Source organism: Mycobacterium sp. NTMscope_Eco_3 (assembly GCF_976985685.1).
The window spans coordinates 3,350,430-3,371,929 of record NZ_CDRJYZ010000001.1 but is presented as its reverse complement, the minus strand read 5'-3'; the positions used below and the strand labels follow the sequence as shown (position 1 = coordinate 3,371,929).

23 protein-coding genes and 1 pseudogene are annotated in these 21,500 nt (G+C 69.7%); 19 read left to right on the top strand and 5 right to left on the bottom strand.

From position 1 onward, the window contains the following. Window position 1 precedes the first annotated feature (1 nt). Window positions 2-337 carry a hypothetical protein gene (locus tag AC0KTM_RS15170; protein ID WP_225328476.1) on the top strand — a complete coding sequence of 112 codons (336 nt, stop codon included), beginning with the start codon at window positions 2-4 and terminating at the stop codon, window positions 335-337. A 16-nt stretch (window positions 338-353) separates the two neighbouring features. Here the strand turns inward: AC0KTM_RS15170 and AC0KTM_RS15165 are convergent, their stop codons facing one another. Both AC0KTM_RS15165 and AC0KTM_RS15160 read right to left on the bottom strand, forming a co-directional pair. Next, window positions 354-977, bottom strand: a complete 624-nt coding sequence (locus AC0KTM_RS15165) for a hypothetical protein (RefSeq protein ID WP_225328475.1) — start codon at window positions 975-977, stop codon at window positions 354-356. A gap of 153 nt (window positions 978-1,130) precedes the next feature. Further along, window positions 1,131-1,751, bottom strand: a complete 621-nt coding sequence (locus AC0KTM_RS15160; RefSeq protein WP_225328499.1) for a putative quinol monooxygenase — start codon at window positions 1,749-1,751, stop codon at window positions 1,131-1,133. 165 nt (window positions 1,752-1,916) lie between these two features. Between AC0KTM_RS15160 and AC0KTM_RS15155 the strand changes: the two genes are divergently transcribed. The 6 genes from AC0KTM_RS15155 to AC0KTM_RS15130 all read left to right on the top strand — a co-directional run bounded on the left by AC0KTM_RS15155 (window position 1,917) and on the right by AC0KTM_RS15130 (window position 8,160). Continuing rightward, on the top strand, window positions 1,917-2,306 hold the full coding sequence (locus AC0KTM_RS15155) for a secondary thiamine-phosphate synthase enzyme YjbQ (protein WP_225328498.1): 390 nt from the start codon (window positions 1,917-1,919) through the stop codon (window positions 2,304-2,306). Between the two features lie 130 nt (window positions 2,307-2,436). Further along, entirely contained in the window at window positions 2,437-5,151 is a 2,715-nt protein-coding gene (alaS, locus tag AC0KTM_RS15150; protein ID WP_225328474.1) for an alanine--tRNA ligase, read from the top strand. Then, window positions 5,152-5,670 (top strand): Holliday junction resolvase RuvX, encoded by a 519-nt coding sequence (gene ruvX / locus AC0KTM_RS15145; RefSeq protein ID WP_472416042.1) that lies wholly within the window; start codon window positions 5,152-5,154, stop codon window positions 5,668-5,670. Continuing rightward, the gene (gene mltG / locus AC0KTM_RS15140) at window positions 5,663-6,907 is read left to right on the top strand and encodes an endolytic transglycosylase MltG (RefSeq protein WP_225328472.1); all 1,245 of its coding nucleotides are present in this window, start codon (window positions 5,663-5,665) and stop codon (window positions 6,905-6,907) included. The genes ruvX and mltG overlap by 8 nt, the downstream gene beginning before the upstream one ends. Then, window positions 6,885-7,721 (top strand): shikimate dehydrogenase, encoded by an 837-nt coding sequence (locus AC0KTM_RS15135; RefSeq protein ID WP_472416040.1) that lies wholly within the window; start codon window positions 6,885-6,887, stop codon window positions 7,719-7,721. The genes mltG and AC0KTM_RS15135 overlap by 23 nt, the downstream gene beginning before the upstream one ends. A gap of 10 nt (window positions 7,722-7,731) precedes the next feature. Continuing rightward, window positions 7,732-8,160 (top strand): prepilin peptidase, encoded by a 429-nt coding sequence (locus AC0KTM_RS15130; protein WP_225328471.1) that lies wholly within the window; start codon window positions 7,732-7,734, stop codon window positions 8,158-8,160. Window positions 8,161-8,165: 5 nt separating this feature from the next. On the opposite strand, the gene AC0KTM_RS15125 is transcribed toward AC0KTM_RS15130, so the two are convergent. Continuing rightward, window positions 8,166-9,257, bottom strand: coding sequence for an LLM class flavin-dependent oxidoreductase (locus AC0KTM_RS15125; RefSeq protein WP_472416038.1), 1,092 nt, complete (start codon window positions 9,255-9,257; stop codon window positions 8,166-8,168). Between the two features lie 145 nt (window positions 9,258-9,402). Here AC0KTM_RS15125 and aroC point away from each other — a divergent pair, with 145 nt between their 5' ends. The 4 genes from aroC to aroQ all read left to right on the top strand — a co-directional run bounded on the left by aroC (window position 9,403) and on the right by aroQ (window position 12,813). After that, window positions 9,403-10,608: a chorismate synthase gene (aroC, locus tag AC0KTM_RS15120; RefSeq protein WP_225328496.1), complete on the top strand. Its 1,206-nt coding sequence runs from the start codon at window positions 9,403-9,405 to the stop codon at window positions 10,606-10,608. After that, window positions 10,608-11,132, top strand: a complete 525-nt coding sequence (locus tag AC0KTM_RS15115; RefSeq protein WP_238956296.1) for a shikimate kinase — start codon at window positions 10,608-10,610, stop codon at window positions 11,130-11,132. The genes aroC and AC0KTM_RS15115 overlap by 1 nt, the downstream gene beginning before the upstream one ends. Window positions 11,133-11,269: 137 nt before the next feature. Next, window positions 11,270-12,358 carry a 3-dehydroquinate synthase gene (gene aroB / locus AC0KTM_RS15110; protein ID WP_225328468.1) on the top strand — a complete coding sequence of 363 codons (1,089 nt, stop codon included), beginning with the start codon at window positions 11,270-11,272 and terminating at the stop codon, window positions 12,356-12,358. Further along, a complete protein-coding gene (gene aroQ, locus AC0KTM_RS15105; protein ID WP_225328467.1) occupies window positions 12,355-12,813 on the top strand; it encodes a type II 3-dehydroquinate dehydratase in 459 nt (152 codons plus the stop codon). Before aroB ends, aroQ begins: the two co-directional genes overlap by 4 nt. Here the strand turns inward: aroQ and AC0KTM_RS15100 are convergent. Next, complete coding sequence (locus AC0KTM_RS15100) at window positions 12,810-13,493, bottom strand: B-4DMT family transporter (protein WP_225328466.1); 684 nt, start codon at window positions 13,491-13,493, stop codon at window positions 12,810-12,812. The two genes, aroQ and AC0KTM_RS15100, sit on opposite strands and share 4 nt — an antisense overlap. 33 nt (window positions 13,494-13,526) lie before the next feature. On the opposite strand from AC0KTM_RS15100, the gene AC0KTM_RS15095 reads away from it, so the two are divergent. From AC0KTM_RS15095 to AC0KTM_RS15070, 6 genes are all read left to right on the top strand, one after another. Further along, window positions 13,527-14,645 carry a M24 family metallopeptidase gene (locus tag AC0KTM_RS15095; RefSeq protein WP_238956294.1) on the top strand — a complete coding sequence of 373 codons (1,119 nt, stop codon included), beginning with the start codon at window positions 13,527-13,529 and terminating at the stop codon, window positions 14,643-14,645. A 35-nt stretch (window positions 14,646-14,680) separates the two neighbouring features. Next, window positions 14,681-14,914 carry a hypothetical protein gene (locus AC0KTM_RS15090; protein ID WP_225328464.1) on the top strand — a complete coding sequence of 78 codons (234 nt, stop codon included), beginning with the start codon at window positions 14,681-14,683 and terminating at the stop codon, window positions 14,912-14,914. A gap of 125 nt (window positions 14,915-15,039) precedes the next feature. Next, window positions 15,040-15,603, top strand: coding sequence for an elongation factor P (efp, locus tag AC0KTM_RS15085; protein WP_225328463.1), 564 nt, complete (start codon window positions 15,040-15,042; stop codon window positions 15,601-15,603). Then, window positions 15,600-16,109: a transcription antitermination factor NusB gene (nusB, locus tag AC0KTM_RS15080; RefSeq protein ID WP_225328462.1), complete on the top strand. Its 510-nt coding sequence runs from the start codon at window positions 15,600-15,602 to the stop codon at window positions 16,107-16,109. Before efp ends, nusB begins: the two co-directional genes overlap by 4 nt. Next, window positions 16,106-16,507 (top strand): antitermination protein NusB, encoded by a 402-nt coding sequence (locus tag AC0KTM_RS15075; protein ID WP_225328461.1) that lies wholly within the window; start codon window positions 16,106-16,108, stop codon window positions 16,505-16,507. The genes nusB and AC0KTM_RS15075 overlap by 4 nt, the downstream gene beginning before the upstream one ends. A 96-nt stretch (window positions 16,508-16,603) precedes the next feature. Continuing rightward, window positions 16,604-19,465 (top strand): aminotransferase class I/II-fold pyridoxal phosphate-dependent enzyme, encoded by a 2,862-nt coding sequence (locus AC0KTM_RS15070; RefSeq protein WP_472416036.1) that lies wholly within the window; start codon window positions 16,604-16,606, stop codon window positions 19,463-19,465. A 4-nt stretch (window positions 19,466-19,469) separates the two neighbouring features. Here AC0KTM_RS15070 and AC0KTM_RS15065 read toward each other — a convergent pair. Further along, a pseudogene (locus tag AC0KTM_RS15065) lies at window positions 19,470-20,271 on the bottom strand (COG4705 family protein). Between the two features lie 227 nt (window positions 20,272-20,498). On the opposite strand from AC0KTM_RS15065, the gene AC0KTM_RS15060 reads away from it, so the two are divergent. Further along, entirely contained in the window at window positions 20,499-21,257 is a 759-nt protein-coding gene (locus AC0KTM_RS15060; protein WP_225328458.1) for a GntR family transcriptional regulator, read from the top strand. Continuing rightward, complete coding sequence (locus AC0KTM_RS15055) at window positions 21,254-21,484, top strand: 4Fe-4S dicluster domain-containing protein (protein ID WP_008258228.1); 231 nt, start codon at window positions 21,254-21,256, stop codon at window positions 21,482-21,484. The genes AC0KTM_RS15060 and AC0KTM_RS15055 overlap by 4 nt, the downstream gene beginning before the upstream one ends. Window positions 21,485-21,500 lie beyond the last annotated feature (16 nt).

Genomic DNA, 21,500 nt, shown 5'->3' with positions numbered 1-21,500 from the left:
AATGAAAACCTTCACCGACGAGGAGATGGGCCAACTGCTGCCCACCGCCAAGCAATACAGCGTCGTCATCCTCAAGCGCGGCCCGAGGTTCGGGGACGAGTCGTCAGCGGAGATCATCTGGGAGCACGGCCGGCGCAACTTCGGACTGCGTGACGACGGCGTCCTCGCGGTGGTGCTGCCGGTCGCCGACGAGTCCGACGTCTGCGGCATCGGTGTTTTCGCCGCGAGCCTCGACGAGACCGCGGCCCTCATGGCCGACGACCCGGGAGTGGCGGCGGGGGTGTTCGTCTACCAGGTGCACGCCTGCCGGGGCTTCCCCGGCGACGCGCTGCCCTGACCCGCGGCGCCGGCGCTCAGACCAGCTCGGGCACCCGCAGGTGGGCGATCGCCAGCTCGAATTCGGCGACGTCGATCACCTCGGCCCCCAGCTCGCGGACGCGCCTACTGCGCAGCTCGGTGGCCCGGTCGCGGTTGCGGGCCATCGCGTCCATCGAGTCGAACGTCGAGCAGGTCACCGCGCGGCGGCAGGCGGGGTGGTCGACCAGCAGGCTGGCGCTGCAGAACCCGTCGAGGTCCTCCATCTCGGGCAGCACCGCCATCCGGTAGAAGTCCAGGGAGCGGCTCAGCTGATCCGGCACCACCTTGAGCCAGGTGGCGCGCACGCAGGCGCCCTGGCGGGAGGGGTGGTCGCGGTGCAGCAGGGCGATGTCCCATTCCTCGACCCGGGCGCTGCCGTCGAACATCAGCGCGGCCCGGTCACGGATGGGCGCGACCCGCTCGGCGCTGCCGCGCATCGCCTCGATGGTCTCCCACGAACTGGTGGCGATGCAGGTGCCGGACTGCCGGTCGACCAACAGCGACAGCCCCAACCACCCGTCGATCTCCTTGAGGGCGGGCATGACGACATCGCGAACGTGCGCAATCCCGATGTCGACCGACAGCGGCTGCGCCTGGATGGTGGTGGAGCGTGCGTACACGGTCGACCCCTTCCATATCGGGGCGGCGCCCCGGTGGCGCCACCGGTCCCACCCGCTACCTTCCTCCTGCCGGTAGCGCGCCGCAATGCTTTCGGGGCGCAGATCGGCGACCGGCCGAATGCCTGGTTCGGCCGGTCCCACCGCCCATCTCGATCAGACCAGCTCGGGCACCCGGAGGTGCGCCAGCGCCAGCTCGAACTCGCATTCATCGAGTTCCTCGGCGCGCGCCTCTTGCATCGAGGAGCTCTTCAGCGCGGTTGCCTGCTCCCTGTTGCGTTCCATCGCCTCGATGCTGTCGAACGTCGCCGAGGACACGGCGCGCCCGGAGGCGCGGTCGATCAGAAGGCTCGCACTGCAGAACCCGTCGAGGCCTTCGAGCTGGGGCAGGACGGACGACTTGTAGTACTCGATCCCTTGGTCCATGGTCTCCGGCGGCACCTCGACCCACGTCGCTCGCACGCCCGCACCGTCAGGCGCGCGGTGGTCGCGATGCAGCACCGCGATCTCCCACTGCTCGACGTTCGCCGTGCCCTCGAACATTTCTGCCGCCCGATCGCGGATGCCCGTCACGGCTTCACCGCTGGCGCGCATGGACTCGTCGCTCTCCCAGGCGGTGGTGGCGATGCACCGGCCGGAGCGACGATCGACCAATAGGGACAGCCCGATGCACCCCGGCATACCGTGCAGCGCGGGCATGACCTCATCGCGAACATGCGCAAGTCCGGCGTCGATGGACGAGGGTTGCGCCTGAATTGTGGTAGAGCGCGCGTACACGATCCACCCCCTCTTTGTTCGGGGCAGCGCCCCGGTGGCGCCACCGGTCATGAATTACCTTCCTCCGGCGGGTTGCGCCCCGCAATGCCCAAATGTGGTCGCGCTCACAAACGATTGGCTGGTCGGCGGGCCCGCACCGGTAGGCTGGTCCGGATGCATACCGATGTGTTGGACGTGGACACGTCACGCCGCCGCATCGTCGATCTCACCGAGGCGGTGCGCGGGTTCTGCTGGTCGCGCGGGGACGGCCTGTGCAACGTGTTCATCCCGCACGCGACGGCCGGGGTGGCCATCATCGAGACGGGCGCCGGTTCCGACGACGACCTGGTCGACACGCTGGAACGGCTGCTGCCGCGCGACGACCGGTACCGGCACGCGCACGGCTCCCAGGGCCACGGCGCCGACCACGTGATGCCCGCGCTCGTCGCGCCGTCGGTGACGGTTCCGGTCTCGGGTGGGGAGCCGATGCTGGGCACCTGGCAAAGCATCGTCCTGGTCGACCTGAACCGCGACAACCCGCAACGCTCGGTCCGGCTGAGCTTCCTGGAGGGTTAGCGGGCCGGTAGCCGTCGCCACGGAGCAGGTACTGTGAGCGGTCGAAATGCGTCGTTAGACGGGCTTCCCATACCCCGGCGAATAGGCTGGGAACAAGACGTCGAAGTAGAAGGAAGAAGCGGACTTCAAAGTGCAGACACACGAGATCAGGAAAAGGTTTCTTGATCATTTCGTGAAGGCGGGCCACACCGAGGTGCCGAGCGCATCGGTGATCCTCGACGACCCCAACCTGCTGTTCGTCAACGCGGGCATGGTCCAGTTCGTGCCCTACTTCCTGGGCGCGCGCACACCGGAATACTCGACCGCCACCAGCATCCAGAAGTGCATCCGCACCCCCGACATCGACGAGGTCGGTATCACCACCCGGCACAACACGTTCTTCCAGATGGCCGGCAATTTCTCGTTCGGCGACTACTTCAAACGCCGCGCGATCGAACTGGCGTGGACCCTGCTGACCAACAGCGTCGAGCAGGGCGGCTACGGCCTGGATCCCGAACGAATTTGGGCGACGGTCTATTTCGACGACGACGAGGCCGTGCAGCTGTGGCGGGAAATCGCCGGACTACCCGAAGAGCGGATCCAGCGCCGCGGCATGGCGGACAACTACTGGTCGATGGGCATCCCCGGGCCGTGCGGCCCGTCATCGGAGATCTATTACGACCGGGGACCGGAATTCGGGGTCGAGGGCGGCCCGGTGGTCAACGAAGACCGCTACATCGAGATCTGGAACCTCGTGTTCATGCAGAACGAGCGCGGCGAGGGGACCGGCAAGGAGGACTTCGAAATCCTCGGGCCGTTGCCGCGCAAGAACATTGACACCGGCATGGGTGTGGAGCGGGTCGCGTTCATCCTGCAGGGCGTGCACAACGTCTACGAGACCGACCTGCTGCGCCCGGTCATCGACGCCGTGGCCGCACGGGCGCCGCGCGGATACGGCTTGTCAGGTCCAGAAGGCAACCACGACGACGACGTGCGCTACCGGGTCATCGCCGACCACAGCCGCACCGCCGCCATCCTGATCGGCGACGGCGTCACTCCCGGCAACGACGGCCGCGGCTACGTGCTGCGCCGGTTGCTGCGCCGGGTGATCCGCTCGGCCAAGCTGCTCGACATCGAGGGCCCCATCGTCGGCGACCTGATGGCCACCGTGCGCGACGCGATGGGCCCCTCATATCCGGAACTCGTCGCCGATTTCGACCGGATCAGGCGCATCGCCGTCGCCGAGGAGACCGCGTTCAACCGCACCTTGGCGGCGGGATCGAAGCTGTTCGACGAGGTCGCCGGAACCACCAAAGCCGCAGGAGCGAAGGCGATTTCGGGTTCGGACGCCTTCACCCTGCACGACACCTACGGGTTCCCGATCGAGCTCACGCTGGAGATGGCCTCCGAGGCCGGCCTGCAGGTCGACGAGGTCGGCTTCCGGGAGCTGATGGCCGAACAGCGCCGCCGCGCCAAGGCCGACGCCGCCGCCCGCAAGCACGCGCACGCGGACCTGACCGCGTACCGCGAACTGGTCGACGCCGGCCCCACCGAGTTCACCGGCTTCGACGAATTGACTTCCGAGGCAAGGATTTTGGGAATCTTCGTCGACGGGAAGCGGGTGCCGGTTGTCACGCACGGCGCCGAGGGGGTCGATCGCGTCGAACTCGTGCTGGACCGCACCCCGCTCTACGCCGAGGCCGGCGGCCAGATCGCCGACGAGGGCACCATCAGCGGGACGGGCGCCGGCGGAAGCGCCCGCGCCGCGGTCACCGACGTGCAGAAGATCGCCAAAACCCTGTGGGTGCACCGGGTCAACGTCGAGTCCGGGGAATTCGTGGAGGGCGACACCGTCATCGCCGCGGTCGACCCGCAATGGCGGCGGGGCGCCACCCAGGGCCACTCGGGAACCCACATGGTGCACGCGGCGCTGCGACAAGTGCTGGGCCCCAACGCCGTTCAGGCCGGATCGCTGAACCGGCCGGGATATCTGCGCTTCGACTTCAACTGGCAAGGCGCCCTGTCCGACGAGCAGCGCACCCAGATCGAAGAGGTGACCAACCAGGCCGTGCAGGCCGACTTCGAGGTGCACACGTTCACCGAGCAGCTCGAGAAGGCCAAGGCGATGGGGGCGATCGCGATGTTCGGCGAACGCTATCCCGACGAGGTGCGGGTGGTGGAGATCGGCGGGCCCTTCTCGCTGGAGCTGTGCGGCGGAACCCACGTGCACAACTCCGCGCAGATCGGGCCGGTGACGATCCTGGGCGAATCCTCGGTCGGTTCCGGGGTGCGCCGGGTGGAGGCCTACGTCGGGCTGGAGTCCTTCCGGCACCTGGCCAAGGAACGCGCGCTGATGGCCGGGCTGGCGTCGTCGCTGAAGGTGCCGTCCGACGAGGTGCCCGCCCGGGTGGCCAACCTGGTGGAGCGTCTCAAGGCGGCGGAGAAGGAACTCGAGCGCGCCCGGCTGGCCGGCGCGAAGGCCGCCGCCACCGACGCCGCGGCGGGCGCGGAGCGTATCGGTAACGTCCGGGTGGTGGCGCAGCGCATGTCCGGCGGAATGACGGCGGCCGACCTGCGCTCGCTGGTCGGCGACATCCGCGGCAAGCTGGGCAGCGATCCCGCGGTGGTCGCGCTGATCGCCGAGGGCGAAAACGGAAGCGTGCCGTATGCGGTCGCGGCCAACCAGGCCGCCCACGATCTGGGGCTTCGCGCCAATGACCTGGTCAAGCAGCTGGCCGCGGCGGTCGACGGCCGCGGCGGCGGCAAGGCGGACCTGGCGCAGGGCTCCGGCAAGGATGCGGCCGGCATCGACGCCGCCCTCGATGCGATCCGCTCCGAGATCGCCGCGATAGCGCGGGTCGGTTGAGTGGTTTCCGCACAGCACCGCGCGCCCGACCGGCCCGGCGATCCTGATCAGGACCCCGGGCGGGGCCGCCGGCTCGGCGTCGACGTGGGCAGCGTGCGCATCGGCGTGGCCTGCAGCGACCCCGACGCCATCCTGGCCACCCCGGTGGAGACCGTGCGCCGCGACCGCTCCGGCAAACACCTGCGGCGGCTGGCGGCGCTGGTCGCCGAACTCGAGGCGGTCGAGGTGGTCGTCGGGCTGCCGCGCACGCTGGCCGACCGGACCGGCCCGTCCGCGATCGACGCGATCGAGCTGGCCGACGCGCTGGCTGACCGCATCGCACCCACGCCCGTGCGGCTGGCCGACGAGCGGCTCACCACGGTGACCGCGCAGCGATCGCTGCGCGCGGCCGGGGTGCGGGCCAAACAGCAGCGGGCGGTGATCGATCAGGTGGCCGCGGTGGCCATCCTGCAGAGTTGGTTGGATCAACGCCGCGCGACCCTGACGGGACCGGTGGCGGGGGAGCGCACCGATGGTTGACAGCGCGCGGCGTGAACGAGCCGAACCCGAGGCCGTGGGTCCACCCGGGCGCAGGTCGAGCCGCACCGCCCGCAATAAGGCGCAGCGCGGCCGCCGGCGGAGGCGGGTCGCCCTGCGAACCGCGCTGGCGCTGGTCGCCGTGATCGTGGTGGCGGGCGTGTTCGCGGGCGGCAAGCTGTGGCACGCCGTGTTCGGGCCCGGTGACGACTACACCGGAAACGGCAAGCGCGACATCGTGATTCAGATCAAGGACGGTGACTCGACCACCATGGTCGGGGAGACGCTGCAGAACGAGCACGTGATCAAGACCGTCCGCGCGTTCGTCAACGCCGCGCACGGCAACAGCAAGATCTCCTCGATCCAGCCCGGCTTCTACCGCATGCGCACCGAGATCCCGGCCGCCAACGCCGTCACGCGGCTGGCCGACCCCGACAGCCGGGTGGGCCGGCTGGTCATCCCGGAGGGCCGGCAGCTCGACGACACCACCGACATGAAGACCAACGTGGTCAACCCCGGCATCTTCACCCTGATCTCGCGGGCCACCTGTGTGGATTTCGACGGCAACCAGCGGTGCGTCTCCGTGCAGGACCTGCGCGCGGCCGCCGCCAACAGTTCTCCCTTGGCGTTGGCGGTGCCGCCATGGGCCACCGAACCCGTCGGTGAGCTCGGCAAGGACCACCGCCGCATCGAGGGGCTGATCGCGCCGGGAACCTTCAACGTCGATCCGTCCGCGCCGGCCGCGACCATCCTGTCGAACCTGATCGGCGCCGGGGCGGTGGAGTACATGAAGTCCGGGCTGGTCGACACCGCCCAGGCGATGGGTCTGTCGCCCTACGACATCCTGGTGGTGGCGTCGCTGGTGCAGCAGGAGGCCAAGTCGCAGGACTTCGCGAAGGTCGCCCGGGTCATCTATAACCGGCTGCACGCGCACCACACGCTGGAGTTCGACTCGACCGTCAACTACCCGCTGGACCGCCGCGAGGTGGCCACCACCGACGGCGATCGCGCCCAGAAGACGCCGTGGAACACCTACGTGTCGCAGGGCCTGCCGGCCACGGCGATCTGTTCGCCCGGCGTCGACGCGCTGAACGCCGCCGAGCATCCCGAGCCCGGTGACTGGTTGTACTTCGTCACCATCGACGGCCAGGGGACGACGCTGTTCACCAAGGATTATCAGCAGCACCTGGCCAACATCGAGCTGGCTAAGCACAACGGTGTCCTCGATTCCGCCCGCTGACGGCGCGCCCAGAAAAGCGGCGGTGCTCGGCAAGCCGATCGCCCACTCGAAATCCCCGCAGCTGCACCTGGCCGCTTACCGCGCGCTGGGCCTGACCGGCTGGACCTACGAGCGCATCGAATGCGACGCCGACCAGCTGCCCGGGGTGGTCGGCGGGCTCGGGCCCGACTGGGTCGGGGTGTCGGTGACCATGCCGGGCAAGTTCGCCGCCCTGGCGTTCGCCGACGAGCGCACCGAGCGTGCCCGACGGGTGGGATCGGCCAACACCCTGGTGCGCACCCCGACGGGCTGGCGGGCCGACAACACCGACATCGACGGCGTTGCGGGGGCGCTCGCGTCGACCGGGTCGGCCTGGGGATGGGCGCTGGTCTGTGGATCGGGCGGCACCGCGCCCGCAGCCGTCGCCGGCTTGGCGCAACTGGGCGTCGGCGGCATCACCGTGGTGGCCCGCAACCCCGACAAGGCGGCCCGGCTGGTGGAGCTGGGAACCGCGATGGGCGTGGCGACGCGGTTCTGCGACCTCGACGGCGGCGGGCTGGCCGACGAGGTCGCGGCCGCGGACGTGCTGGTCAGCACCATTCCGGCGGACGTGGCCGCCCGCTACGTGGGCACCTTGTCCGGCATCGGTGTGCTGCTCGACGCCGTCTACGATCCGTGGCCGACGCCGCTGGCCGCCGCGGTGACGGCCGCGGGGGGCCGGGTGATCAGCGGCGTGCAGATGCTGCTGCACCAGGCGTTCGCGCAGGTCGAACAGTTCACCGGGCTGCCCGCGCCCCGCGAGGCCATGGCTTGCGCGCTGGAGGCTTCGGATTAGCCTGCCGCGCATGCGGATTGCGGCGGTGTGCCTGGTGCTGGTCTGGTTGGCGGCGTTGAGCTGCTACGACATCCGCGAACGACGATTGCCCAACGCGCTGACCCTGACCGGGGCCGTCGCGATCCTGGCGGCGGCCGCGTTGGCCGGGCGTGGGTGGCCGGCGCTGGCCGGGGCCGCGGCGTTGACCGCGATCTATCTGCTGGTCCACGGGGTGGCGCCGGGCGGGATGGGCGCCGGCGACGTCAAGCTGGCCATCGGCCTGGGCGCGCTGACCGGCTGGTGCGGTGTCGGCGTGTGGTTTTTGGCGGCGCTGGGTGCGCCGCTGCTGACCGTGCTGATCGGGGTGGTCTCGATGGCGCGGCGGTCGGGCCGCACGGTGCCGCACGGCCCGTCCATGTGTCTGGCCAGCGCGGCGGGGGTCGGCCTGTCGCTGTTGTGAGGCCCTCAGTTTCCGACGACGACGGGGCGCAGCAGCGGCAACAGCTCCTCGCCGAGCCGGACCGTCTCCGACTTGTACGGGGTGTCCGAAAACACGAAATGGCTGACCCCCAGGTCGGCGTATTTGCGCAGCGCGGCGGCGACTTCGGCGGCCGACCCGACCAGCCACGTCGTCCCGGCGCCTTCCCCGCCGTACTTGCTCGGCGTCGTATACAGACAGGAATCGAGCACCTCGCCGCGCGCGGCGAGGTCGGACAGCCGCCGCTGGCCCGCGGATCCCTTCGGGTCGTGCAGCAGCTGCATGGTGGGCGTTCCGGCCAGGGTGGCGACCTTGGCCTCGGCGTCGCGCCAGGCCTGCTCGGAGGTGTCGCGCACCAGGGTGGTGACCCGGAGGCCGAATTCCAGGGGCGCGTGCTCGCGACCGAGCTTGGTGGACAACGACTTCAGCCGGTCGATGCGTTCGGCGATCCCGTCCAGCGGCTCCCCCCAGAACAGTTGGACGTCGGCGTCGGTCGCGGCGACCTGCTCGGCGGCCGCCGATGCTCCACCGAAGTACAGCGTCGGGTGCCGGCCCTCGGCCGCGCCGAGCGGGCGCGGCTGCAGGGTCGAGTGTTCGACGGTGTAGAACTCGCCGCGGTGGGTGACGTCGTCCTCGCGCCACAACCGGCGCAGCAACCGGATGAATTCCCGCGTGCGGTCGTAGCGGCGTGACTTGTCGACCTCGGCGTCGCCGTAGGCGGCCGGATCGTCGGCGCCGCTGACGACGTTGACCAGCAGCCGGCCGTCGTTGAGCCGGTCGAGGGTGGCCGCCGCGCTGGCGAAATGCGCCGGATGCCAGTACCCGGGACGGACCGCCACCAGGGGCGCGAAGTGGTTGGTGCGCGCGGCGATTGCGGTCGCGACCGTGAAGGTGTCCGGACGTCCCCAGCCGGTGCCGATCAGCGCGCCGTCCCAGCCGTGTTGCTCGGCGCGCTGCGCCAGGTCGACGGAATAGTCGAGGCTTCCCCAGCCGTCGACGGTGTCGTCGCCGCGATGGCCGGGCTCGACGGTATTCGGTATGTACCAGAGAAATTGACCCACCAGACAAGATGCTGGCATACGACCGCGGCGGCCCGGCCCGGCCGCGGACCGAATCGCGTGGTCACCCCTGGAATCAGGGCGGATGAAAGTCCGCGCATCGGGTCCTCGCGGCCGCAGGCTGCGCGAATCGGCTTTCGGAAGCCGCCATGGGAAGATGGGACGCGTGTTGCGTTGGATCACCGCCGGGGAGTCGCATGGTCGTGCGCTGGTGGCCGTGCTCGAAGAGATGGTCGCCGGAGTGGAGGTCACCTCCCTCGACATTTCCGAACAGCTCGCCCGCCGCCGGCTCGGCTACGGCCGCGGGGCCCGGATGGCGTTCGAACGGGACGCGGTGAGCGTGCTGTCCGGGGTGCGCCACGGTGTCACGCTGGGCGGGCCCATCGCGGTGGAGATCGGCAATACCGAATGGCCCAAGTGGGAGACCGTGATGGCCGCCGACCCCGTCGACCCGGGGGAGCTGGCGGATAGCGCGCGCAACGCGCCGCTCACCCGGCCGCGGCCCGGCCACGCCGATTACGCGGGCATGCTCAAGTACGGCTTCGACGACGCCCGGCCGGTGCTGGAACGGGCCAGCGCCCGCGAGACCGCGGCCCGCGTCGCCGCGGCGACCATCGCCCGGTCGTTCCTGCGGCAGGCGCTGGGCGTCGAGGTGCTCTCGCACGTGATCGCGATCGGCCCGTCGGCGCCCTACGACGGCCCGCCGCCGGGTCCCGGGGACCTGGCCGCGATCGACGCCAGCCCGGTCCGCGCGTACGACAAAGCGGCCGAGGAGGCGATGATCGCCGAGATCGAGGCCGCCAAGAAGGACGGCGACACCCTCGGCGGTGTGGTCGAGGTGGTGGTCGTGGGCCTGCCCGTCGGGCTGGGCTCGTTCACCAGCGGCGACAACCGACTCGACAGCCAGCTCGCCGCCGCAGTGATGGGCATCCAGGCGATCAAGGGCGTCGAGATCGGCGATGGCTTCGAGACGGCGCGCCGCCGTGGCAGCGCCGCCCACGACGAGATGTACCCCGGCCCCGACGGCGTGGTCCGCTCGACCAACCGCGCGGGCGGCCTGGAAGGCGGCATGACCAACGGCCAGCCGCTGCGCGTGCGCGCGGCGATGAAGCCGATCTCCACGGTGCCGCGGGCGCTGGCCACCGTCGACATGGCGACCGGCGACGAAGCCGTCGCGATCCACCAGCGCTCGGACGTGTGCGCGGTGCCGGCCGCCGGCGTGGTGGTCGAGGCCATGGTCGCGCTGGTGTTGGCCCGCGCGGCGCTGCAGAAGTTCGGCGGCGATTCGCTGGCCGAAACCCGCCGCAACGCCGAGGCCTACCGGAGGGCGGTCGCCGAGCGGGAATCGCCGGCCGCCCGGGGCACCGCGTGATGGCGCCCAAAGCGGTCCTGATCGGGTTGCCGGGGTCGGGCAAGTCCACCATCGGGCGCCGGCTCGCCAAGGCGCTCGACGTCGGCTTCCTCGACACCGATGCGGCGATCGAGCAGCGCACCGGGCGCCGTATCGACGAAATCTTCGCCACCGACGGGGAGCGGGAATTCCGGCGCATCGAGGAGGACGTGGTGCGCGCGGCGCTGGCCGACCACGACGGCGTGCTGTCCCTGGGCGGCGGCGCCGTCACCAGCGCCGGGGTGCGCGAGGCGCTCGCCGGCCACACCGTCATCTACCTGGAGATCAGCGCCACCGAAGGCGTCCGCCGCACCGGCGGGAACACGGTGCGGCCGCTGCTGGCCGGGCCCGATCGCGCCGACAAATTCCGCGCGTTGATGGCCGAGCGTAGCCCGCTGTACCGGCGGGCGGCGACCATCCGCGTCGACACCAACCGGCGCAACCCCGGCGCGGTGGTCCGCTACATCGTTTCGCGGTTACAAGCCCCGGCGGGGGCCGCCACGTGACCGCGCCGGCGACGATGCGGAGCGAAGCGACGGGGAGGAGCGGCGCCATATGACCGCGCCGGCGACGGGGAGGAGCGGCGCCATATGACCGCGCCGGTGACGATGCGGAGCGAAGCGACGGGGAGGAGCGGCGCCATATGACCACGCCCGACCCGGTGACCATCGAGGTCGCCGTCGACCCGTCGTACCCGGTGATCATCGGCACCGGCTTGCTGAACGAGCTCGAAGAGCTCCTGGGCGGCCGGCACAAGGTGGCCATCGTGCATCAACCGGTGCTGGCGGAGACCGCCGAGGTGATCCGAAGCCGGTTGGCGGACAAGGGCGTTGACGCGCACCGCATCGAAATCCCGGACGCCGAAGACGGCAAGGATCTTCCCGTCGTGGGCTTCTTGTGGGAAGTGTTGGGCCGCATCGGGATTGGGCGCAAGGACGCATTGGTCAGCCTGGGCGGCGGCGCGGCCACCGACGTCGCGGGTTTCGCGGCGGCCACCTGGCTGCGCGGCGTCGACATCGTGCATGTGCCCACGACGCTGCTGGGCATGGTCGACGCGGCCGTCGGCGGCAAGACCGGCATCAACACCGACGCGGGCAAGAACCTGGTCGGGTCATTCCATCAGCCCCGCGCGGTCCTGGTCGACCTCGCGACGCTGCAGACGTTGCCGCCCAACGAACTCGTCGCCGGGATGGCCGAAATCGTCAAGGCGGGTTTCATCGCCGACCCGGTGATCCTCGACCTCATCGAGGCCGACCCGAAGGCCGCGGTGGATCCGTCGGGCGAGGTGCTCGCGGAGCTGATCCGCCGCGCGATCGCCGTCAAGGCGGAGGTCGTCGCCGCCGACGAGAAGGAGTCGGAGCTGCGCGAAATCCTCAACTACGGGCACACATTGGGGCACGCGATCGAACGCCGTGAGCGCTACGAATGGCGGCACGGTGCGGCGGTCTCGGTGGGCCTGGTCTTCGCCGCGGAACTGGCCCGCCTCGCCGGGCGCCTCGACGACGCCACCGCCCAGCGCCACCGCACCATCCTGTCCGCGCTCGGTCTGCCGGTCAGCTACGACGCCGACGCGCTGCCGCAGCTGCTGGAATACATGGCGGGAGACAAGAAGTCGCGCGCCGGTGTGCTGCGGTTCGTGGTCCTCGACGGGCTGGCCAAGCCGGGCCGGCTGGCCGGGCCCGACCCGTCGCTGCTGGCGGCGGCGTACGCCGGACTCGCGGAGGTCTCATGAGCACGACGGCGAACGTGAACGTGCAGGTGATCAATGGCCCCAACCTGGGGCGGCTGGGACGGCGCGAGCCCGACGTGTACGGCGACACGACGCATGAGCAGCTGGCGACGCTGATCGAACGGGAAGCCACCGAGCTCGGCCTCAAAGCCGTTGTGCGGCAAAGCGACAACGAGGCGCAGCTACTGGACTGGATCCACGCGGCGGCCGACGCGAAAGAACCGGTCATCCTCAACGCCGGCGGCCTGACCCACACCTCGGTGGCGCTGCGCGACGCGTGCGCCGAATTGAGCGCGCCGCTGATCGAGGTGCACATCTCGAATGTGCATGCGCGCGAAGAGTTTCGGCGACACTCCTACCTCAGCCCGGTCGCGACCGGAGTGATCGTCGGTCTGGGCGTGCAGGGCTATCTGCTCGCCCTGCGCTACCTGGCCGCGGCGCCGAACGCTGCCGGCTAGTCCCTTTTCGGCTCCGTGCCGGGCTCGCCGGCGGTCGGGATGGTCTCGGTCTTCGGGTCGTCCTCGGACTTGGCGATGGTCTCGGTGGGGCCCTCGCGCTCGGCCGTGGCGACCGCCGCGGTCCGCTCCTCGGCGTGGGCGCCGGCCGCGGGAATCTCACCGGTGGGAGCGTCGTCGGCGCGCACCGCGGAGAACACGTCCGTGTCACCGTCCCGCTCGTGTTTTTCGCCGAGGCCGTGGTGCTTCTCCGGCGTCTTCTCGAACTGCCGGTCCACCCGCCAGCGGCCGATGGTCACGCCGATGATGCCGGGCAGGAAGACGCACAGCGCGGTGAACGCCGCGAACGTCGTCACCTCGTTGATCAACCCCCCCGTGTACAGCCCGGTGTACACCAGCGCGATCAGCCAGGAGACGGCGCCACTGAGCAGGCCCGCGACCAGGCCGGCCAGCAGCCAGGTCATCGCCAGATCGCCGCGGCGATCCGGATCGCGGTTGGCCGTGGCGTCGGCCCGGCCGTCCAGCACACCCCACACGGCGACCCCGATGACGAACAGAAGCAGCAGCACCACGCTGAACAGACCAGCCTGCGTCTGCCACGCGTTGATCAGCGCACCTTGGAACAATCGAACGACGACCATCGCCGCGGCGTACACCAATCCGCGCAGCATCCAGTTACTCATGGCCCAAAAGCGTAGCGAGTACCGTCAAGACCCGTGACACATTCACAGCGTCGAGACAGGCTCAGAGCGCAGCTCGAGACCAGCGGACTGGATGCGCTGCTGGTCACGGACCTGGTCAACGTCCGTTATCTCTCCGGATTCACCGGATCGAACGGCGCGTTGCTGGTGTTCGCCGATGATTTCAACGAGGGAAGGCCCGTGTTGGCGACCGACGGCCGGTACCGAACCCAGGCCGCCGAACAGGCGCCGGACGTGGAAGTCGCCATCGAACGCGCGCTGGGACGCTATCTGGTCGGCCAGGCGGCCGAGGCGGGCGCGCGGAAGCTGGGTTTCGAAAGCAACGTGCTGACCGTCGATGGATTCGACGCCCTGGCCGCCGAGCTGGACGGCCGGAAGGCGCCCACCGAGCTGGTGAAGGCCGCCGGAACGGTCGAGGCGTTACGCGAGGTCAAGGACGCCGGCGAGGTCGCTCTGCTGCGCCTGGCCTGCGAGGCCGCCGACGCCGCGCTCACCGACCTGTTGGCGCGTGGCGGGCTGCGGCCCGGCCGCACCGAACGCGAGGTCAGCCGGGAGCTGGAGGCCCTGATGCTCGATCACGGCGCCGACGGGATCTCGTTCGAGACCATCGTGGCCGCGGGGCCGAACTCGGCGATCCCGCATCATCGCCCCACCGACGCGGCGCTGGCGGTCGGCGATTTCGTCAAGATCGACTTCGGCGCGCTGGTCGGCGGTTACCACTCCGACATGACCCGCACGTTCGTGCTCGGCAAGGCCGCCGATTGGCAGCTGGAGATCTACCAGTTGGTCGCCGACTCGCAGCGGGCCGGCCGGGAGGCGTTGCACGCCGGCGCCGACCTGCGCGGGGTGGACGCCGCGGCCCGCCAGGTGATCGCCGACGCCGGCTACGGCGAGCAGTTCAGCCACAGCCTGGGCCATGGCGTGGGCCTGGAGATCCACGAGGCGCCGGGCATCGGCGCCACGTCCACCGGCACCTTGCTGGGCGACTCCGTGGTGACCGTGGAGCCCGGCGTCTACCTGCCCGGCCGCGGCGGTGTCCGCATCGAGGACACCTTGGTGGTGCCGGAAAAGGGCCGCGCCCAGGCCCCGGAACTGCTGACCAAATTCCCCAAGGAGCTGGCCGTCCTCTCCTAGCTCGGGGGGTTGTGCCCGCGAGTAAGGTCGGGGGCGTGAACGGGGTGGCACGGGGGTTGGTGCGCCTGCGGGATTTCCGGTGGGACATGTACGCCCAGCCCCTACGGGAGACACGGGTGGAGTTGCACGTCGTCTACTTCGCCGTGCACCTGCCGTTGGCCAGCGGGCTCACGCTGCGCGTCCCGCTGTTGACGATGATCAAACCGCTGCCTTCGAATGAGAAGTCCGAGGAGCCATCCCGGGTCGACGGCCAGCGGGCCCACCGCTGACGCGTTCCGCCCGCCGGCCCCCGACCCCGTGCCGCGGGCCTTGACCGGCGAGCACTCTAAACTGGCCGACAAGTCGCAGACAGTTCCGTAGCCGACTGTCCATCCCCGAGGAGACATACCGAACCGTGGCAAGCACTGCCGATTTCAAGAATGGACTGGTGCTGGTGATCGACGGCCAGCTGTGGCAGATCGTCGAGTTCCAGCACGTCAAGCCCGGCAAGGGCCCCGCGTTCGTGCGGACCAAGCTGAAGAACGTGCTCTCGGGCAAGGTCGTCGACAAGACCTACAACGCCGGGGTGAAGGTGGAGACCGCGACCGTGGACCGGCGCGACGCCACCTACCTGTACCGCGACGGCTCGGACTTCGTGTTCATGGATAGCCAGGACTACGAACAGCATCCGCTGCCGGAATCGCTGGTCGGCGACGCCGCCCGGTTCCTGCTCGAGGGCCTGCCGGTGCAGGTGGCGTTCCACGACGGGGCGCCGCTGTACCTCGAGCTGCCGGTGTCGGTCGAAATGGAGGTCACCCACACCGAGCCCGGCCTGCAGGGCGACCGGTCCAGCGCCGGCACCAAACCCGCGACCGTGGAAACCGGGGCGGAGATCCAGGTGCCGCTGTTCATCAACACCGGGGACAAGCTGAAGGTGGACACCCGTGACGGCAGCTACCTGGGACGTGTCAACGCGTGAGCCGGCCCGTTAAAGGGCGACATCAGGCTCGCAAGCGCGCCGTCGACCTACTGTTCGAAGCCGAGGCGCGCGGACTGAGCCCCGCGGAGGTTGTCGACGTCCGCACCGGTTTGGCCGAGGCGAACCCCGAAATCGCGCCCCTGCAGCCGTATACGGCCGCGGCGGCGCGGGGCGTCGGCGAACACGCCGCGCACATCGACGACCTGATCAGCTCGCACCTGCAGGGCTGGACGCTGGACCGGCTGCCCGCCGTGGACCGCGCCATCCTGCGGGTCGCGGTGTGGGAGCTGCTGTACGCCGACGACGTGCCGGAGCCGGTCGCCGTCGACGAAGCCGTCCAGCTGGCCAAGGAGTTGTCCACCGACGACTCTCCGGGCTTCGTCAACGGGGTGCTCGGCCACGTCATGCTGGTGACCCCGCAGATCAGGGCGGCCGCCCAGGCCGTCCGGGGGGCGGTGGGTTCCGACGCCGCAGGCACAGCGGAGGACCGCGGACCGCAGCCATGAGCCGGTTGGAGCTGCGCCTGGTCGTTGCGGCCGTGCTGGCTGCGACGGTGGTGGTGGTCGCGGTGGTGTGCGCCGCCTACGGGTGGACCATCGTCGCCTCGGTGCTCTCGATCTTCGCGCTCGCGGTGGGCGCCTGGCTCTATCACTGCGCCGAACGGGTGGCCGTCGCCCGCCGCATCAGCACGGTGCGTTCGGCGGCCCGGCCGCTGCAGCCGCTGCTGCCGGTGATGGCCGCGATCATGGGCCTGACGCAGGGCGTGGTGCGAGCGCTGAGCGACGTCACCGACCTGCCGGCCCGCCGCCGGGAGTTGCCCGTGCTGCGGTGGGCGGACGGCGCCAGGGGCAACAGGCGGATGATCGAAAGTGACAGGGATAGCCACGAAGAACCGGATCGCTGACCAATGCTGAGGTGAAATGACCACGGGCGGGGCGCGGCGGGTTGACAATACGAGCTGGACTGCAGCGGCGGCGATCCGAGAAGAACAGGTGAGGTCATGATTCGATACAGCACCCAGCCGCGACGACTTCGAGTGTCCGCGCTGGCGGCGGTGGCCAACCCGTCGTACGCCCGTGTCGACACCTGGAACCTGCTCGACGACGCGTGCCGTCACCTCGCCGAGGTGGATCTCGCCGGCCTGGACAAAACCCACGACGTCGCCCGGGTGAAGCGCCTGATGGATCGCATCGCCGCCTACGAGCGGTACTGGCTGTACCCGGGTGCGGAAAACCTGGCGGTCTTCCGCGCGCACCTGGAGAGCCTGTCCACGGTGCGGCTCACCGAAGAGGTCTCCCTGGCCGTGCGGCTGCTGAGCGAATATGGGGACCGCGCAGGCCTTTTCGACACCTCGGCCCCGCTGGATGACCAGGAGCTGGTGGCGCAGGCCAAACAGCAGCATTTCTACACCGTGTTGCTCGCCGACGACGCCCCGACCACGGCGCCGGACAGCCTGGCCGAATGCCTGCGGGCGCTGCGTTGTCCGTCCGACGACGTGCAGTTCGAGATCCTGGTGGTCCCCAGCGTCGAGGACGCCATCACCGCGGTCGCGCTCAACGGGGAGATCCAGGCCGCGATCATCCGCGACGACCTGCCGCTGCGCTCCCGCGACCGGTTGCCGCTGATGAACACGTTGCTCGGGCCCAACGAGGACGCGGACGGAGTCATTCCCGATCGCGCCAACGACTGGGTGGAGTGCGGCGAGTGGATCAGGGAGCTGCGGCCCCACATCGACCTGTACCTGCTCACCGACGAGTCGATCGCGGCGGGCGACGACAGCGAACCCGATGTCTACGACCGGACGTTCTACCGGCTCAACGACGTCACCGATCTGCACAGCACGGTGCTCGCCGGTCTGCGGAACCGTTATGCCACACCGTTTTTCGATGCCCTGCGGGCGTACGCGGCGGCGCCGGTCGGCCAGTTCCACGCGCTGCCCGTCGCGCGCGGCGCCAGCATCTTCAACTCCAGGTCGCTGCAGGACATGGGGGAGTTCTACGGCCGCAACATCTTCATGGCCGAAACCTCCACCACCTCCGGCGGTCTGGACTCGCTGCTCGACCCGCACGGCAACATCAAGAAGGCGATGGACAAGGCCGCCAAAACGTGGAACGCCGACCACACCTACTTCGTCACCAACGGGACGTCGACCGCCAACAAGATCGTCGTGCAATCGCTGACCCGCCCCGGCGACATCGTGCTGATCGACCGCAACTGCCACAAGTCGCACCACTACGGGCTGGTGCTGGCCGGCGCCTACCCGCTGTACCTGGACGCGTATCCGTTGCCGCAGTTCGCGATCTACGGGGCGGTTTCGCTGCGCACCATCAAGCAGACGCTGCTGGATCTGGAGGCGGCCGGCCAGTTGCACCGCGTGCGGATGCTGCTGCTGACGAACTGCACCTTCGACGGCGTCGTCTACAACCCGCTGCAGGTCATGCAGGAGGTGCTGGCCATCAAGCCGGACATCTGCTTCCTGTGGGACGAGGCGTGGTACGCCTTCGCGACGGCGGTGCCGTGGGCCCGGCAGCGGACCGCGATGGTGGCCGCCGAGCGCCTCGAGCACATGCTGGTGTCGCCGGAATACGTTGAGGAATACCGGAAGTGGGCCGCGTCGATGCAAGGGCTCGACCGGTCGGAGTGGATCGAGCGTGAGCTGATGCCCGACCCGGCCACCGCGCGGGTGCGCGTGTACGCGACGCACTCCACGCACAAATCGCTGTCGGCGCTGCGGCAGGCGTCGATGATCCACGTCCGTGACCAGGATTTCAACGCGCTCACCCGCGACGCGTTCGGCGAGGCGTTCCTGACCCACACCTCGACCTCACCGAACCAGCAGCTCCTCGCGTCGCTGGACTTGGCGCGCCGGCAGGTCGACATCGAAGGGTTCCAACTGGTCCGGCAGGTCTACGACATGGCGCTGGTCTTCCGGCACCGGGTCCGCAAGGACCGGCTGATCAGCAAGTGGTTCCGCATCCTCGATGAATCCGACCTGGTGCCAGAGGAATTCCGGGAGTCGTCGGTCAGTTCGTACCGCGAGGTCAGGCAGGGGGCGCTGGCCGAGTGGAACGAGGCGTGGCGCTCCGACCAGTTCGTGCTGGACGCGACCCGGGTGACCCTGTTCGTCGGCGCGACCGGGATGAACGGTTACGACTTCCGCGAGAAGATCCTGATGGAGCGGTTCGGCATCCAGATCAACAAGACGTCGATCAACAGCGTGTTGTTGATCTTCACGATCGGCGTCACCTGGTCGAGCGTGCACTACCTGCTCGACGTGTTGCGAAGGGTGGCAATCGATTTCGACCGCACCGAAAAGGCGGCGAGCGTGGCGGACCGGGCCCTGCAGGAGCGCCATGTCGAGGAGATCACCGAGGATCTGCCGCACCTGCCCGACTTCAGCGAGTTCGACGTCGCGTTCCGTCCCGTCGACCAATGCAACTTCGGGGACATGCGGTCGGCGTTCTACGCCGGATACGAAGAGTCCGATCGCGAGCACGTGCTGATCGGCATGGCCGGCCGACGGCTGGCCGAGGGCAAGACGCTGGTGTCGACCACGTTTGTGGTGCCCTACCCGCCGGGCTTCCCGGTGCTGGTGCCCGGCCAGGTGGTCTCCAAGGAGATCGTCTACTTCCTCGCGCAGCTCGACGTCAAGGAAATCCACGGGTACAACCCGGATTTGGGGTTGTCGGTGTTCACCGAGACGGCGCTGGCGCGCATGGAAGCGCAACGCAACGCCGCGGCGGCCGCCGTGGGGTCGGTGACCGCGGCGTTCGAGCTGCCCGCGGACGCGTCCGGCATGAACGGGACGCGCAACGGCGCCGACGACGCCCGGGCGGTGCCGTCGGTGGCCGACAACAGCTGAGCGCTCAGCCGGTGTCCGATTCGGCTTCCGCCGCATCCTCTTTGGGCCGGCCGGGGTGGCGGCCGGGACGCTGCGGTATGACCACGACCAATACCGCGATCAGCGCGGCGAGCACCGTCGAGGCGAGCGGGCGACTCCACGCCAGGCCGCCGTCGGCGACGGGCTTGTCGATGAAGTCGCCCACGGTCGCGCCCAGCGGCCTGGTGAGGATGAACGCGATCCAGAACAGGGCGACGCGGGAAATGGAGGTCCAGTAGTACAGGGCGGCGACGACGGTGAGGCCGGCGGCGAATACCAACGCGCCGCGCTCGTAACCGAAATCGCGGGTAGCGGCCAGCCAGTCGCCGAGCGCGGTTCCCAGCGTCTGCGAGAACGTGATGGTTGCCCAGTAGAAGGCCTCCACTTTCGGCGTCGAGACGGTGGAGACCGAGACGCTGCCTTGCGTCGCGCGCCAGGAGCCCCAGGGTGGCCAGCAGGCAGCCCAGCAGCAGCAGCGATCCGCCCGTGTAACCGATGCCCAGCGATCGGTCGGCGAAATCAGCCAGCACGGTGCCGAACGTCGTCGAGGCCACGATCGTCGTCCAGTACAGGGCCGCGTGGAATCGCTTGGCCAGGAGTTGCGCGGCAACCAGCGCCACCAGCGCGACGCCGAAGATCCCGACGCCGGCCGCGTAACCCCAATTCAACGTCATCGTGACGGTGTCGCCGCCCGTCTCGCCCAACGTCGTGGCCAAGACCTTGATGACCCAGAAGCCGAGGGTGACCGCCGGCACCTTGGTCAACGCGTGCTTCGAAACGTCCGTCATGCGGGCATCTTCCGTTGTCGCTGGTTGTGCACGCCACGGTAGCGCGCGTCGGGTTCTGCTCACCAAGATCACAAGGCCGGCGGGTGGGCGCGGGTGGCGCAATGGCGTGGCGGCCCGTGGTTTTAGCTGGTCGGGCCCGAATGGGGCCCGGCGCAATACGTTCGGCCGGCGTCGTTGGCCCCCGTCGTCGGCCGGAAAGGGCCCCTGAGCTGCGTTAGCGTGGCGGCGTGGCGCAACCAGTACCCGTCGGGGATGCTCAGGGCTCGCGGGCCAATCGCGCCCGCCGGGTCGCCGACGTGTTGCGCCAGCAGATCCACGCCGACGCCTACCCGGACGGCCTGCCGGCCGAACTGGACTTGGCCGCCGAATTCTCGGTCTCGCGCAACACCGTTCGTGAAGCGCTGACCGTCCTCAAGCACGAGGGGTTGATCGACCGGGGGCCCAAGGTCGGCACCCACGTCGCGCAGCGCAAGTACGCCCACGGGCTCGACGCGCTGCTGGGCCTGAAGGAGACGTTCAAGGACCTCGGCGTGGTGCGCAACGAGGTGCGGGCGGCCATGCCGGTCACCGCGCCGCCGTCGGTGGCCCGGCGGTTGCGGCTGAAGCCGGGGGAGCAGGCGGTGTTCGTCGAGCGGCTGCGCTACCTCGGCGACCTGCCGCTCAGCCTGGACCTCACCTACCTCGCCCCGGACATCGGCGGGCAGGTGTTGAACCATCCCCTCGAGACCGACGACTTGTTCGCGCTCATCGAGGACGTCAGCGGGCAGCGGCTGGGCTCGGCGACGCTGGCACTCGAGGCCATCCCCGCCGACGCGCATTCGGCGGCCACGCTGCAGGTGCCCGACGGTGCGGCCCTGCTGATGCTGGAGCGCCTCACCAGCCTCGCGGACGGCACACCCGTCGACCTCGAGTACATCCGGATGCGCGGTGACCGAATCACCATGCGCGGCAATCTTGTCAGAGCCGAAACGAGGAGCAACTCATGACGCTGATCAACAACACGCGTGCGGACGTACCCGTGACGATCGACGAGTCGCTGTGCATCGACGGCTGCACGCTGTGCGTGGAGGTCTGCCCCCTCGACGCGCTGGCCATCAACCCCGACACCGGCAAGGCCTTCATGCATGTCGACGAATGCTGGTACTGCGGCCCCTGCGCGGCCCGCTGTCCGACCGGCGCCGTCACCGTCAACATGCCCTATCTCCTTCGCTGACAAGCGTTTAGCCTCA